Origin of the sequence: Pseudomonas sp. ATCC 43928, assembly GCF_005938665.2 — a bacterium.
Lineage (GTDB): Bacteria > Pseudomonadota > Gammaproteobacteria > Pseudomonadales > Pseudomonadaceae > Aquipseudomonas.
In genome coordinates this window covers 2,046,852-2,061,454 of record NZ_CP041753.1, presented here as the reverse complement: position 1 = coordinate 2,061,454, position 14,603 = coordinate 2,046,852, and the positions used below count along the sequence as shown (strand labels likewise).

Sequence of the window (14,603 nt, the reverse complement as noted above, 5' to 3'; positions counted from 1 at the left end):
GAGAGTGGCACAGTGATGGCAAATCTACCAACCCCGACCTGCCTCGCGGCCTCAACAGACAGTTTTAACTCGTTGTAGTTCTTGGTTTTTCTTATAAATCTACAGCTCTGATATGCTTTCCGGCCTTTGGTCCGAGGTAGCACCATGCAACTCATCGATATCGGCGTCAACCTGACCAACCCCAGTTTTGCCGACAAACACCAGGCTGTACTCGACCGAGCCTACGCTGCCGGGGTCTGCCAACTGGTGCTTACCGGGACCAGCGTCGAGGGCAGCGAACAGGCGCTGGAACTGTGCCGGCAACTGGACGAAAGCGCTCAACGACTGTTCGCTACCGCCGGCATTCACCCGCATTCAGCCAGCGACTGGAACGCCGACAGCGCCCAGCGTCTGCGCAGTTTGCTCAAGGAGCCGAACGTAGTGGCCGTGGGTGAATGCGGCCTCGATTTCAATCGTGATTTCTCGCCCCGCCCGCAACAGGAAAAAGTCCTCGAAGAACATCTGGCAATGGCGGTCGAACTGCAACTGCCGGTGTTCCTGCATGAGCGCGACGCCAGTCAACGACTGCTGGAGATCCTGCACGATTACCGCGACCGGTTGCCGGCTGCCGTGGTGCACTGCTTCACCGGAGAAAAGAAGGCGCTGTTCAGCTATCTCGATCTGGATTTGCACATCGGCATCACTGGCTGGATCTGCGACGAACGCCGGGGCACGCACCTGCATCCGTTGGTCAAGGAGATTAAACGCGGGCGCTTGATGCTGGAGAGCGACGCGCCGTATCTGCTGCCCCGCAGCTTGCGCCCCAAGCCGAAGAACGGTCGCAACGAGCCGGCGTATCTGACTGAAGTGTTGCGTGAAGTGGCGTTGCATCGCGGGGAAAGCATGGAAGATCTCGCCGCCCACAGCACCGCCAGCGCCCGGGCGTTTTTCGGGTTGCCCTCGATCCCCCAGTAACCACTTGAGAACCGTGGCGGTCATTGACCCATATCAAGATTCGACGCACTGAGTAGCGGCACAATAATGGCACCTTGCCAAAACTGTTTCCGCTATCAGAGAAGACCTCCATGGGTGCCTGGCTTAGCAATATCTCGCTGAAATACAAATTCTGGGCAGTCAACGCCGTCGCCTTTGTCACCACCCTGTTGCTGGTGCTGTACGCCGTGCAGCTCGAACAACAGGCCCGCAGTCACGCCGCGCAAGTATCGGCCCAGGCCCAGGCACGATTGCTCAATGCCTGGCCTGCCGGGCAGCCGCTGCCCAAGGCCGACAACCTGCTGACCTTCAATCGTGGGCAGGCGCCTTTACTGAACGGGCAACCACTTCTGGAACTGACCGATACCCTCGGTTGGGTCCAGATCAATGCCATGCCGCTGTTCGGGGAAAATCCGTTGATGGGTGCCGAGGTGTTCGCTCGTCCCGACGGTCAACAGGTCGCGGTCGTTGCCTACAGCCCGAGCCTGAGCCAGGTGTTCGGCGAGCGCTTCACTCACTACGCGGTAGCGGTGTTCATCCTGATGCTGGCGATGCTCGGCGCGTCGCAACTGTTGATCCGCTTCCTGCTCAGCCAGCTCAACACCTTGAAAGACGTGATGCTCCACGTCGAGAAAAGCGGTGACCTGTCGGCCCGTGTGCCCCTGGCCTGCAAGGACGAAGTCGGGCAGATGGCCAACGCCTTCAATGCCATGCAGGCCGGCTACCAGCGGGTGGTCAACACTGTCGCCAGCACCGCCCGGCAACTGGACGTCGGCGCCGCGCGACTGGCCGCGAGCATGAATGAAGTGCGTCACGGCATGCTCGGCCAGCAAAGCGAAACCGATCAGGCCGCCACGGCGATCAACGAAATGACCGCCACGGTCCATCACATTGCCCAACATGCCGGCGCCACCCGCGACCTCTCGCAAACCGCCGATACCCTGGCTGGCAGCGGTCAGGAAGTGGTGACTCGGGTGCAAAAATCGATTGGCGGATTGTCCACCGGCGTGCAGCAAACCGCCGAGATGATTCAGCGCCTGGCCGAGGACAGCCAGAAGATCAACGGCGTGGTCAACGTGATTCACAGCATCGCTGAACAAACCAACCTGCTGGCCCTGAACGCGGCCATCGAAGCGGCCCGGGCCGGTGAAATGGGCCGAGGGTTTGCGGTAGTCGCCGATGAAGTGCGCAACCTGGCCAAACGGGTCCAGACGTCCACCGACGAGATCACCACCATGGTTTCAGCGCTGCAGGCCGGGACTCGGGACGCGGTGGATTTCATGCAGGAAAGTTCGTACAAGGCGGACGACTGCATGCAACAGGCCCAGGAAGCCAGTGTGGCCCTGGCTGAAATCACCGGTGCGGTGGCGCAAATGCGTGAAAGCAATACGCAGATCGCGGTGGCGGCCGAGCAGCAGAGTCATGTGGCGGAGGAGATGAATCGGGCCGTGGTGAGCATTCGCGACGTGACCGAGAACACCGTGAAGCAGACCGTGAACTCGGCGATTACCAGCAATGAATTGGCGATGTTGGCCGGGGAATTGAGCAAGGCCATCGGGCAGCTCAAGCTTTAAGGGCCCGCGAAGGCGGTCAACATGAATATCGACCATGACCCCTATCGCGCCGATAGCCAGCCTTGATTCGCCGACGGCTTTCGCCCGACCTATTCTTTGTTCATGAGCCTCAACGAACCAAGGATAAGCATCATGGGCAAACGTCATCCCAACCTTCCCGCCTGGCAATGGCGCCTGTACCCGCACAATCACCAGCACCCGACCAATCTGGTGTTGCACCTGATTGCCGTGCCGCTGTTCATCGTGGCGTTTTTGCTGATGGTGTCGGGGGTGTTCAGCCTGGATCTGGCGAGCTTCGCAATTGGCGTCATCGGCCTGATTGCCGCCCTGGGCCTGCAGCGTCACGGTCATAGCCTGGAGGCGCAAGCCTCCGAGCCGTTCAGTGATCGCAAAGACGCAGTATCACGCTTGCTGGTCGAGCAGTTCCTGACCTTCCCCCGGTTTTTCTTCAGTGGCGGCTGGTGGCGCGCCTGGCGCGAACGCCACCGTCGCCATCGCTGATCAGGCGAAAATCGTGACGGTCTGCCGACTCATGGCGATCAACTGACCGTCTTCGCTCCAGAGATTGGCGGCGGCGTGCCCGTAGCCGTCAGCGGCATGTTCGATGTCCACCAGATACTTGCACCAGTCCAGCGTACTCAACGCCAGCAACGGCTGGACGAATTCGATGGTCCAGGTGAGCGTGCTGCCTGCCGCCGGTTTCTTCAGATGCGACAACAAGGACGGCGGCCAGGCGTCGACCAGCGCCAGGATATGGGCTTCGCTGACCGACTCGCCCTCCCCATCCCCGCGCAAGCGTACCCAACCACCCATGTCCCGCGATTTGTTACCGGTAAACGGCATGCCACCGATACTCCAGCGCATGGCCAGGTAGCGCATGAATTCCGGGGTCACGCCCTTGATGTACGGCAGTTCCTGACAGTCGTCCCAATGCTTCATCTCAGGAGCCGGGTTGGCCGCGACCACCACTTCGGAGGTTCGCGAAGCGCCGAAGCTGCCCTGGACCAGCGTCACCACCTGCCCCTTCTGCATCGCCCGGCCCAGCACCTGGCTGACGGCTTTGCCTTCGCGCAATACGTCGACTTCAAAACTGACCGGTACATCGGGCTCGACCGGGCCGACAAAGGTGATTGCCAGCGAGCGCACCGGACGATCCGCCGGGACTTTTGCGCGCATGGCTTCGTATTGCAAGGCAGCTATCAGACCACCAAAACTCGCCCGCCCCTGGCCCCACTCAGGTGGAATAGACACTTCCTGAGGCTGGCTGCGAACAGCGTCGAGCAGATCGGAAAAGCGCATGGGAACCTCAGAGACTGGAAAATGGATGGAGCGATCTTAACCAGCCCGCAAGGCCGGCACAGCGCTTATTCCGGCCAAAATTACTGACAGATGGGCCGTGCTCGGCTGGAACCCACATTGGATTCGTGGGGATTCGTGGTGGTTTCAGGATTTGAAACAGGCTCTGCTGAGTTTGTCGAGAACACGGTCGGCGCGCTCTTCGGCCTGGGCCATGGTGGTTTTCCAGACTTCGACACATGGCTGCAAATCAGGCTCTTCCTTGGCCCGGGCCAGCCATTGCCAGCTGTCGTGCCAATCCCCCAAGGCAGCCTGAGCCGACTTCAGCCTGGGCATGGCCGCTTCCGGCAAACGATCCAGTTCGGGATAAGCTTCGATGCCATAACGCGCACGCTTGATCAGCAGGCGCAGACGATGGCGGTCATGGGCGGGATCGTGCAGGGCCTGGTCGAGTTTCTTCCATTGTTTGGCCAGGCGTTTTTCGATGCGCTGGCGCAAGCCCTTGAGCAAACCCTGGCGTTGGGAGGCCCGCAGGAACCGCGGAAAGGCGTCGAGGATCATCAACAACTGGGTCAGCTCCGGGCTCATCGCCACGGCGGGATAAGCCTCAGCCATCCGCGCCATGCGCCGGTGCGCGGCCTCGGGTTGATTGTGCTGGAGCAAGTACGCTGCCAGCACTTCACGATCACGCAACGGTGTGGTCAGTTGGCCGACCCGGGACGACGCTGCTTCCAGTTGTTCTACCCCGGGCAAACCGCGCAAGGGTCGCAGCAGGCTGCGCAATCTGCGCACGGTGGTGCGCAGATCGTGCAGCGCTTCGGGATCGGTGCGGGCACTCAAGCGAGCCTGACAGGCCAGCAAACGGACTTCCAGGCCCAGTACTTGAGCCACCAACCGATCAACCACGGCAGACATCGCGTACTCCCTGAATCGAATTACCCTGAGTACGCTCCATCATGCCTCAACGGCCGGCGCGGGACTCACGAATGTAGAAACGTGCCTTCTCGGCCTTTCTGGTACAACCCTCGTACGCTTCGAATTGTTGCTGGGTCTTGGCACCAGTCAGCAACGACAGCGCCTTGGAGTAGCTGACAGTCCCGGCGAAACCCTCGGCCTTGGCCAGATCCAGTTCGTGCCAGGCAGCGTCGATCTGGCTACCGCAGCTGTCACGGTAAGCGGTTTTACCGGCACAACCGGCAAGCGCCAACGCAATCAAAGGCACACAAATCCAGGCTTTCATCACTCACACCTCAAAGATAGTAGACAGTCGTGCAGGTAAGACCGCTCTGGCGCGTGAAAAGTGCCTTGGACCCGCAGTGGAAACTATAGCGCTCGCGAGGATACCTACTCGCCTTCGTTGAGTGTCAAAAAACGACGCCAGCTCCCGTCGAACGACCATAGCGATTGAAGCGTGCCCCTCGATGGGTGCATTGTTGAACCTTGTCAGAGAGGTCGATTCATGAAAAAGCGTGTCGCACTGGTGTTGGGCTCGGGCGGTGCCCGGGGCTACGCCCATATCGGCGTCATTGAAGAGATCGAACGGCGTGGCTACGACATTGCCTGCATCGCCGGTTGCTCCATGGGCGCGGTGGTTGGCGGGATCTATGCCGCCGGCAAACTCGATGATTATCGCGACTGGATCGAGAGCCTGGATTACCTCGACGTGTTGCGTCTGGTGGATGTCAGCTTCCGCCTGGGCGCGATTCGCGGGGAGAAGGTCTTCGGGCAGATCCGCAAGATCGTCGGCGAGATCAATATCGAAGACCTGCGCATCCCCTACACAGCCGTGGCCACGGACCTCACAAACCAGCAGGAAATCTGGTTCCAGGAAGGTTGCCTGCACCAGGCCATGCGTGCGTCGGCGGCGATCCCCAGCCTGTTCACCCCCGTGATGCAGGGCAACCGCATGCTGGTGGACGGCGGCATCCTCAATCCGTTGCCGATCGTGCCGGTGGTGTCGAGCCATTGCGACCTGATCATCGCGGTCAACCTCAACTCCACCAACCAGCGTCACTATCAACTGCCGGTGATCCAGCGCCCGGCGGCATTCAAGACTCGCTTCGACAGCCTGATCAGCTCGCTGGGCTCGAAATTGCCTTTCCGCCGCAAACAGGCGGAGCAATTGCTGCTTCTCGAAAAGGAAGCGCTGATGGCAGATGCGGCCGAGATCAACCCGTGGATCGAATCCGCCCAGCCCGAAGCCCAGCAACCGGCGGCGGCCCCGGAAAGCGACGGCGCACCGAAATCCGCCACCGGGTCGTTCATCATCGACAACGTCGGGCCGGCGTCTTTGCTGGACCTGATCAACCAGAGTTTCGAGGTAATGCAGACCTCATTGGCGCAGTACAAGATTGCCGGGTATCCACCGGATATCCTGATCAACGTGCCCAAGCGGGTGTGCCGTTTTTTCGAGTTCTACAAGGCGCCGGAGTTGATCGCGCTGGGGCGGGAGATTGCCCGGGATACGCTGGATCGGTATGAGAGTGAGCGCAATGAAGATTGGCGGTAAAGCATACTGACGATCGTTCCCACGCAGAGCATGGGAGCGATCAACAGAACTAAAGGCTGACTTCACTCAACAACCGATACCCCACCCCCGCCTCGGTGACGATGAACCGCGGCTGAGTCGGATCATCCGCCAGTTTCTGCCGCAAATGCCCGACTACGATCCGCAGATAGTGGCTGTCCTCGGTGTGGGTCGGGCCCCAGATGTCCTTGAGCAATTGCTGCTGGGTGATCACCCGCCCCGGATGCCGCGCCAGTTGCGCCAGCACCGCATACTCCTTGCGCGTCAGCGCCACTTCGGCGCCGTCCAATAGCACCCGGCGATAAGCCAGGTCGACAGTGAGCGGACCGAAATTGAGCGCCGCTTCCTGGGCCTCACCCGTTGGCGCCTGACGCAGCAAGGCGCGCACCCTGGCGAGAAACTCCTGGATGCCGAACGGCTTGGTCACGTAGTCGTTGGCGCCGCCATCCAGCGCCTGGACTTTCTGTCCTTCACTCGCGCGCACCGAGAGCACCAGTACCGGCACCGTCGACCACTCGCGAAACTCGCGCAATACCTGCTGGCCGTCCATGTCCGGCAGGCCGAGGTCGAGCACCAGCAGGTCGGGTTTGTTCAATGCGGCCTGGGCCAGGCCTTCCGAGCCGGTGCCGGCCTCCAGCACTTTGTAGCCTTGGGAGGCGAGGCTGATGCGCAGGAATTTACGGATCTGCGGTTCGTCGTCAATGACCAAAATGGTCGCGGTCTGGCTCATGAATTCACATCAACACAAAGAGGTGGCAAGAGAGTAGCGCAGGCGGGATCAGGCTTCACTGTCCAATCCCGGCTGAGTCTGCAACGGCAAGTGCAGCGTGATGCAGGTGCCGCGCCCTTCGATGCCGTCGGCGACGCTGATCCGCCCGCCATGGGCACCGACCATACCCTGACAGATTGCCAGCCCCAACCCCGTCCCCTGCCCGCCACGATCGCCACGAGCAGCGGTGTAGAACATGTCGAAAACCTTCGCCCGTTCCTCTTCCGGAATCCCCGGCCCCTCATCGCTCACCGAAAAAAACAGCTCGCTGTCAGTGGCGCCGGCGCGCAATTCAAGACGTCCGTGGGGCGGTGAGAAACGCGCGGCGTTTTCCAGCACATTGACCAGTGCTTGCTCGATCAACGCGGCATGCACATAGAGCAGCGGCAGTTCGGCCGGCACTTCGGTCACGACGTGCAACGACGCCAGCACCGCGCGCAGACGATTGAGTGCACTGCCGACGATGTCTGCCGGCGATACCCAGTCCCGCGCCAGCTTCAGGGCGCCGTGACCGAGGCGAGTCATGTCCAGCAGGTTTTGGATGTAGCGATCCAGCCGTTCGGCTTCATCGCGGGTGCCTTCGAGCAGTTCGCGACGGTCCGCAAGCGGAATCGCCTCGCCCAGCGCCAACAGGCTATCGATGCTGCCGCGCATGGAGGTCAACGGCGTGCGCAAATCGTGGGACACCGACGCCAGCAGCGCGCTGCGCAACTGTTCGGTTTCGCCATGCAAGCGCGCGGCCTCAAGATCATCGGCCAGTTGCGCCCGGGCCAACGCCTGGGCCAACGGTTGGCTCAGCGCGGTCAGCAAGCGCCGACGCTGGCCACTCAGGGTCTGGCCTTCTTTGGCACACACGCCGAGCAATGCCAGCGGCCCGTCGTCCACCGACAATGGCCACCACCACCAACGTCCGAACGGTAAGGTGCCGGTGCCCGCGCCTGCCGGTTGATCGTGTTGCCAGGCCCAATCAGCGGCGGCGCGCTCGGCCTCGGAAAACTCCAGCGGCCCACCGGTTTCGACTTTCCAGCCGCTCTGGCCATCGCGATTGAGCAGGCACAGTTTCAGGTCGCTCCAGCCGTTGAGATGCTGGGCCGCGGCGCTGACCACGGCCTGACGGTCGGTGGCGGCGGTGAGTTTGCGCGACAGGTCGAGCAGTTCGCTGGTCTCCTCCTGAGTGTCGCGCAAGGCTTCCAGTTGCCGCCGTTGCCGCGCGGCAAGGTTACCGGTCAGGGCCGCCATCAGCAGGAAGAACAGCAAGGTCAGCACGTCTTCTTCGCGCTGGATGGCAAATGAGAATTTCGGTGGAATGAACAGAAAGTCATAAGTCAGAAACGACAGCGCCGCACAGGCCAGCGCCGGGCCAAGACTGCTGCGCACCGCCACCAGCAACACCGCCGCAAGGAACACCAACGAAATGTTGGGCAGCGGCAAGACGCTCGACACCGCCCAGGCCAGGGCACTGGCGAGCACCGTCGCCACCAGCGCCAAGGCGTAATCGAACCACACCAGCGACTGCACCGAACGCTGACGTGGCTGATGCTGTTCGTGATCGCTGTCGAGCACGTTGATTTCCAGCCCGCGAGCATCGCGCAGCAAGCGCGACGCCAGACCGCCGCCGAACAAGCGTCGACGCAAACGCTGGCGTGACTGGCCCACCAGTACCAGGCTGGCGCGACGTTCAGCGGCGTGCTGAATCAGGGTTTTCGCCACCTCACCGGCGCGCAGCAACACCACTTCGCCACCGAGGCGTTCGGCCAGTTGCTGGGCGCTTTGCAGGCGCAGGCGCGACTGTTCGTCACGAACCCGGCCGTTGTCCACATGCACCAGGCTCCACGGCAGATGCCGCCGCTGGGCGACGCGACTGGCGTGACGCACCAGACGCTCGGCCTGCGCATCGCCATCGACGCCCACCAGCAAGCGACCACGCACCGCTGGCGCCGCTTGCCCCAACTGACGATACCCCTGAGCCAGATCGTTATCGACCTGAGCGGCGGCGGTTTGCATCGCCAGTTCGCGCAGGGCGGTGAGGTTGGTCTGGGTGAAGAACGCATCGATGGCCGCCCGCGCCTGCTCCGGCACGTAGACTTTGCCGTCGCGCAGACGCTCCAGCAACTCGCGCGGCGGCAGGTCGATCAGCAGCAGTTCGTAGGCTTCTTGCAACACCCAGTCCGGCAGGGTTTCACGCACCTGTACGCCGGTGATACCGCGCACCTGATCGTTGAGGCTTTCCAGATGCTGGACGTTGACCGTGGTGAACACGTCGATGCCGGCAGCCAGCAATTCCTGGATGTCTTGCCAGCGTTTGGTGTGACGGCTGCCGGGGGCATTGGTGTGGGCCAGTTCGTCGACCAGCACCAGTTTCGGTTTGGCGGCGAGCAAGCCATCGAGGTCCATTTCTTCGAGCATCACGCCACGGTATTCCGAGCGCACCAACGGCTGCTGCGGTAAACCGGCGAGGAGTGCTTCGGTTTCGGCGCGGCCATGGGTTTCGACCACCCCGGCCAGGACTTTCACGCCCTGGCGCAGTTGAGTGTGGGCGGCCTGGAGCATGGCGTAGGTCTTGCCGACCCCCGGAGCGGCGCCCAGGAACACCTTGAGCCGGCCGCGGCCATCGCGGGGCAGGTCTGCTAACAGCGCGTCGGCGCGGCCGGAGTCACTCATCTGTCATTGCCTTGTTCACTTTGTTGATCGTTCCCACGCTCTGCGTGGGAATGCAGCCAGGGACGCTCCGCGTCCCAGTCGAAGCGGACGCAGAGCGTCCATAGATGCATTCCCACGCAGAGCGAGGGAACGATCCTTCCAACCTTCCAACCTTTACAACTTTTCCAGCGCCGCATTCAACTCAAACACATTCACCACCGGCGGCCCCACCAACGGCCGCTCGATGTGCGCATCCAGCAGTTGTTCAAGCGTAGACACCGGCAGATTGCGCGCTGCCGCGACACGCGCCAGTTGATAGGTAATCGACTCTGGTGGCAAGTGCGGATCGAGGCCGCTGCCGGAGGTGGTCAGCATGGCCAACGGCACCGGTCCCTGCCCGGCCACCTGCAGCTTATTGGCCTCCTCGATCACCCGAGTGGCCAGCGCCGGATTACTCGGCGAAAGGTTGCTGGCGCTGCTCGACACAGTGGCAAAGGCACCGGCCGATGGCCGTGGGTGGAACCAGGCGTCGCCGACAAAATCCTGGGCAATCAGCGACGAGCCACGGACCTTGCCGTCGGCGTCGCGCACCAGGCTGCCATTGGCCTGGTCCGGGAAGACAACCTGGGCAACGCCGGTCACCACCAAGGGGTAGGCGACGCCGGTGATCAGGGTCATCAGCACCAGCAGGCTCAGGGCCGGACGTATCAGTGTGGACATTTCAAAATCCTCGATTCGAAGAATACTCATCACTTAGAAGGCACACACATCACCTGTGGCGAGGGAGCTTGCTCCCGCTCGGCTGCGCAGCAGTCGTAAACCCGGTGAATGCGGTGCCCTGAATCAACATTGGGCCTGAGGTGGGGCCGCTTCGCAGCCCAGCGGGAGCAAGCTCCCTCGCCACAAAAGCCCCTGCCTCAAGAGCAGCCGCTAAACCAGATGCAACGCCGTCAACAGCATGTCGATCGCCTTGATGCCCACGAACGGCACCAGAATCCCGCCCAGTCCATAGATCAGCAGATTGCGTCGCAACAACGCCGCCGCACTCGCCGCCTGCACCCGCACACCGCGCAGCGCCAGTGGAATCAGCACCACAATGATCAGGGCGTTGAACACGATCGCCGACAGAATCGCGCTCTGCGGACTGCTCAGGTGCATGACGTTGAGCACACCCAATTGCGGGTAGATCGAGGCGAACAGCGCCGGCAGGATCGCGAAGTATTTGGCCACGTCGTTGGCGATGGAAAAGGTGGTCAGCGCACCACGGGTCACCAACAATTCCTTGCCGATCTGCACCACGTCCAACAGCTTGGTCGGGTCGCTGTCGAGGTCGACCATGTTCGCCGCCTCCCGCGCCGCCTGCGTGCCATCGTTCATCGCCATGCCCACGTCCGCCTGAGCCAGGGCCGGGGCGTCGTTGGCGCCGTCGCCGCACATGGCAACCAGCCGACCGTCGTTCTGCTCATGGCGAATGCGCGCCAGTTTCTTCTCCGGCGTGGCTTCGGCCAGTACGTCATCCACACCGGCTTCGGCAGCAATCGCGGCGGCGGTCAGCGGGTTGTCGCCGGTAACCATGACCGTGCGAATCCCCAGCTTGCGCAGTTCGGCAAAACGCTCGCGGATGCCGGGTTTGACCACGTCCTTCAGATGAATCACACCGAGCAATTTGCCGTCGGCGCACACCAGCAGAGGCGTACCACCGCTCTGGGCGATCGTGTCGATTTCCCGGGACAGGGCGGGAGCCAGATCAGCGCGTTTCAGACCGACGAAATTCAGCAGCGAATCCACCGCGCCCTTGCGATAGACCCGGCCCTGATAGTCGACACCGGACAGGCGGGTTTCAGCGCTGAACGGCACGGCGGTCAGTACTGCGGGGGACGGTTCGGGGTGCGAGTGAAGACCGCGCAGGTACTCGACGATGGATTTACCTTCAGCGGTGTCATCGGCCAGAGAGGCGAACAACGCGCCTTCGGCCAGTTCCTTGGCGCTGACGCCTGGTGCGGCATAAACCGCGCTGCAGCGACGGTTGCCGAAGGTGATGGTGCCGGTCTTGTCCAGCAGCAGGACGTGCACGTCCCCCGCCGCTTCCACGGCACGACCGGATTTGGCGATCACGTTCAGGCGCACCAGACGGTCCATCCCGGCGATACCGATGGCCGACAGCAAACCACCAATGGTGGTCGGAATCAGCGTGACCAACAACGCCACCAGGAACACCAGCGGCAGGTTGCCGTTGGCGAAGTGGGCGAACGGTTGCAGGGTCACCACCACCAGCAGGAAGATCAGGGTCAGGCCGATCAGCAGGATATCCAGCGCGACTTCGTTCGGGGTTTTCTGGCGTTTGGCACCTTCGACCAGCGCGATCATGCGGTCCAGGGTCGACTCGCCGGGGTTGGCGGTGATTCGCACCAGCAGCCAGTCCGACACCAGTCGAGTGTTGCCGGTGACGGCCGAACGGTCGCCGCCGGACTCGCGAATCACGGGCGCCGATTCACCGGTAATCGCCGCTTCGTTGACCGCCGCGATGCCTTCGATCACCTCGCCGTCGCCGGGAATCATCTCCCCCGCTTCGACGCGCACTACGTCGCCCTTGCGCAGGCTACTGGCGGGCACTACCTGAAAGCTGCCATTGGCACTTTTGCGCCGGGCGCTCAAGCCAACACTGCCGGCCTTGAGGCTGTCGGCGCGGGCCTTGCCGCGACCTTCGGCCAACGCTTCGGCGAAGTTGGCGAACAGTACGGTGAACCACAGCCACAACGCGATTTGCGCGGCAACGAAGGTCGGCACGGCGCTGTCGGGAATGAAACACAGCACGGTGGTGAGGATGGCGGTCAGTTCCACCACCAGCATCACCGGCGCACGCTGCAATTGCCGTGGGTCGAGCTTGACGAACGCTTGCACCAGCGCCGGGCGCCAGAGGGCCGAGATCGCAGTTTTCGGTTGTTCCGGCGCTTTGGCGGCGACGGTTTTGGTAACGGGCATATTCATCATTAGATCCTCAGAAGCCCATGCTCAAGTGTTCAGCAATCGGACCCAGCGCCAGTGTCGGCAAGAAGGTCAAACCACCCACCAGCAAAATGGTCACGGTCAGCAAGGTCACGAACAGCGGGCCATGGGTGGGGAAGCTGTTCTGGCCAATCGGCGCGGTTTTCTTCATCGCCAGGCTGCCGGCCAGGGCCAGCACCGGAAGGATGTAACCGAAGCGCCCGATCAACATGCCCAGCCCCAGCATCAGGTTGTGGAACGCAGTGTTGGCACCGAAGCCGCCGAAGGCAGAGCCGTTGTTGGCACTGGCCGAGGTGTAGGCGTAAAGCAACTGACTGAAACCATGAGCACCGGGGTTGCTCACCGCCGCCACCGGGCCTGGCAGGCTGGCGGCAATCGCGCCGAGCACCAGCACGCCCACCGGCATCACCAGCAAGGTCACCACCAGCAGCTGAACTTCCCGGGCTTGCAGTTTCTTGCCGAGGTATTCCGGCGTACGGCCGATCATCAGGCCGGCGAGGAACACCGCGATCAATACGTTGAGCAACATGCCGTAGAGCCCGGCACCGACGCCGCCGAAGATCACTTCGCCGACCATCATGTTGACCATCGCGACCATGCCACTCAGCGGGTTGAGGCTGTCGTGCATGCCGTTGACCGAACCGTTGGACGCTGCGGTAGTGGTCACCGACCACAGCACGGTGGCGGTGGTGCCGAAACGCGCTTCCTTGCCTTCCAGCGGCGCGGTCTGTTCGACGGCGACGTTGGCCAGGGTCGGATTGGGTTGGTATTCAGCCCACAGCGAAGTCGCGCCGCCGATCAAAAATAGCGCCAGCATGCAGGCGATAATCGCGCGGCTCTGACGCAGGTCTTTGACGTAATGGCCGAAGGTGAACACCAGCGCCACCGGGATCAGAATGATCGAGGCGACTTCGAACAGGTTGCTCCACGCCGTCGGGTTCTCGAACGGATGCGCCGAGTTGACGCCGAAGAAGCCACCGCCGTTGGTCCCCAGTTGTTTGATCGCAATCTGGCTGGCGGCCGGGCCGAGCGGGATCACCTGATCGACGCCCTGCATCGTCACGGCATTCACATATTGCGCGAAGGTTTGCGGCACACCCTGCCACACCAGATACAGCGCCAGCAGCAAGCACAGAGGCAGCAGGCCGTAGAGGGTGGCGCGAGTCATGTCGACCCAGAAGTTACCGAGGGTTTTGGTCGACTTGCGACCAATGCCGCGACACAGTGCAACCAGAACCGCCAGACCGGTGGCGGCGCTGACGAAGTTCTGCACGGTGAGGCCAACCATCTGGCTCAAGTAGCTCAGGGACGCTTCACCGCTATAGGCCTGCCAGTTGGTGTTGGTCATGAAGCTGACGGCAGTGTTGAACGCCAGCGTCCACTCCTGGCCCGGCAGGTTTTGCGGGTTCAGTGGCAAGTGATCCTGGAACATCAGGATCGCGAACAACAGCAAAAAGCCCGCGAGGTTGAAGGCGAGCAAGGCCAGGGTGTATTTCTGCCAACTTTGTTCGGCCTGCGGATCGACGCCGGCCACCCGATAGCAGCCACGCTCCACCGGGCCGAGAATCGGCGAAAGCCAGGTACGCTGCCCTTCCATCACCTTGTAGTAGAAGCGCCCCAGAAACGGTGCCGGAATCAGCACCACGGCGAAGAAGGCGAGGATCAGCCAATAGTCATAACTGTGCATAGCCGCTCCTAGTTCCGGTCCGCGCGCAACAGCGCAACCAACAGATAAATGAACAGCCCCACTGCCAATAGCAGTGACACTCCGTCCAGAACGCTCATGGAAGTTCTCCGTGTTACGGCGTATTGCCGCGTG

13 protein-coding genes are annotated in these 14,603 nt (G+C 62.1%); 4 read left to right on the top strand and 9 right to left on the bottom strand.

What is annotated here, in order from left to right; all coding sequences use genetic code 11:
- The first annotated feature begins 144 nt into the window (after positions 1–144).
- The 3 genes from FFH90_RS09330 (at position 145) to FFH90_RS09320 (ending at position 3,047) form a co-directional block, all read left to right on the top strand.
- Entirely contained in the window at positions 145–954 is an 810-nt protein-coding gene (locus tag FFH90_RS09330) for a TatD family hydrolase (protein ID WP_138867035.1), read from the top strand.
- Positions 955–1,064: 110 nt separating this feature from the next.
- Complete coding sequence (locus FFH90_RS09325; protein WP_064616710.1) at positions 1,065–2,546, top strand: methyl-accepting chemotaxis protein; 1,482 nt, start codon at positions 1,065–1,067, stop codon at positions 2,544–2,546.
- 132 nt (positions 2,547–2,678) lie between these two features.
- Positions 2,679–3,047 carry an Mpo1-like protein gene (locus FFH90_RS09320; RefSeq protein ID WP_019582554.1) on the top strand — a complete coding sequence of 123 codons (369 nt, stop codon included), beginning with the start codon at positions 2,679–2,681 and terminating at the stop codon, positions 3,045–3,047.
- On the opposite strand, the gene FFH90_RS09315 is transcribed toward FFH90_RS09320, so the two are convergent.
- The 3 genes from FFH90_RS09315 to FFH90_RS09305 form a co-directional block, all read right to left on the bottom strand.
- On the bottom strand, positions 3,048–3,845 hold the full coding sequence (locus tag FFH90_RS09315) for an acyl-CoA thioesterase II (RefSeq protein WP_018929809.1): 798 nt from the start codon (positions 3,843–3,845) through the stop codon (positions 3,048–3,050).
- Positions 3,846–3,989: 144 nt separating this feature from the next.
- The gene (locus tag FFH90_RS09310; protein ID WP_064616708.1) at positions 3,990–4,757 is read right to left on the bottom strand and encodes a CHAD domain-containing protein; all 768 of its coding nucleotides are present in this window, start codon (positions 4,755–4,757) and stop codon (positions 3,990–3,992) included.
- Positions 4,758–4,803: 46 nt separating this feature from the next.
- Positions 4,804–5,082 carry a hypothetical protein gene (locus FFH90_RS09305; RefSeq protein ID WP_111454876.1) on the bottom strand — a complete coding sequence of 93 codons (279 nt, stop codon included), beginning with the start codon at positions 5,080–5,082 and terminating at the stop codon, positions 4,804–4,806.
- A gap of 219 nt (positions 5,083–5,301) precedes the next feature.
- Here FFH90_RS09305 and FFH90_RS09300 point away from each other — a divergent pair, with 219 nt between their 5' ends.
- Positions 5,302–6,351: a patatin-like phospholipase family protein gene (locus tag FFH90_RS09300; protein ID WP_138867034.1), complete on the top strand. Its 1,050-nt coding sequence runs from the start codon at positions 5,302–5,304 to the stop codon at positions 6,349–6,351.
- A gap of 49 nt (positions 6,352–6,400) precedes the next feature.
- On the opposite strand, the gene FFH90_RS09295 is transcribed toward FFH90_RS09300, so the two are convergent.
- The 6 genes from FFH90_RS09295 to kdpF form a co-directional block, all read right to left on the bottom strand.
- Positions 6,401–7,099 (bottom strand): response regulator, encoded by a 699-nt coding sequence (locus FFH90_RS09295; protein WP_086944657.1) that lies wholly within the window; start codon positions 7,097–7,099, stop codon positions 6,401–6,403.
- Positions 7,100–7,147: 48 nt separating this feature from the next.
- Positions 7,148–9,799, bottom strand: coding sequence for a sensor histidine kinase KdpD (locus FFH90_RS09290; RefSeq protein ID WP_064616702.1), 2,652 nt, complete (start codon positions 9,797–9,799; stop codon positions 7,148–7,150).
- A 153-nt stretch (positions 9,800–9,952) separates the two neighbouring features.
- Positions 9,953–10,498 carry a potassium-transporting ATPase subunit KdpC gene (gene kdpC / locus FFH90_RS09285; RefSeq protein ID WP_138867033.1) on the bottom strand — a complete coding sequence of 182 codons (546 nt, stop codon included), beginning with the start codon at positions 10,496–10,498 and terminating at the stop codon, positions 9,953–9,955.
- A gap of 210 nt (positions 10,499–10,708) precedes the next feature.
- Complete coding sequence (gene kdpB / locus FFH90_RS09280; protein ID WP_138867032.1) at positions 10,709–12,766, bottom strand: potassium-transporting ATPase subunit KdpB; 2,058 nt, start codon at positions 12,764–12,766, stop codon at positions 10,709–10,711.
- Between the two features lie 10 nt (positions 12,767–12,776).
- Positions 12,777–14,471, bottom strand: coding sequence for a potassium-transporting ATPase subunit KdpA (gene kdpA, locus FFH90_RS09275; protein ID WP_138867031.1), 1,695 nt, complete (start codon positions 14,469–14,471; stop codon positions 12,777–12,779).
- 8 nt (positions 14,472–14,479) lie between these two features.
- A complete protein-coding gene (kdpF, locus tag FFH90_RS09270; RefSeq protein ID WP_007899818.1) occupies positions 14,480–14,569 on the bottom strand; it encodes a K(+)-transporting ATPase subunit F in 90 nt (29 codons plus the stop codon).
- Positions 14,570–14,603 lie beyond the last annotated feature (34 nt).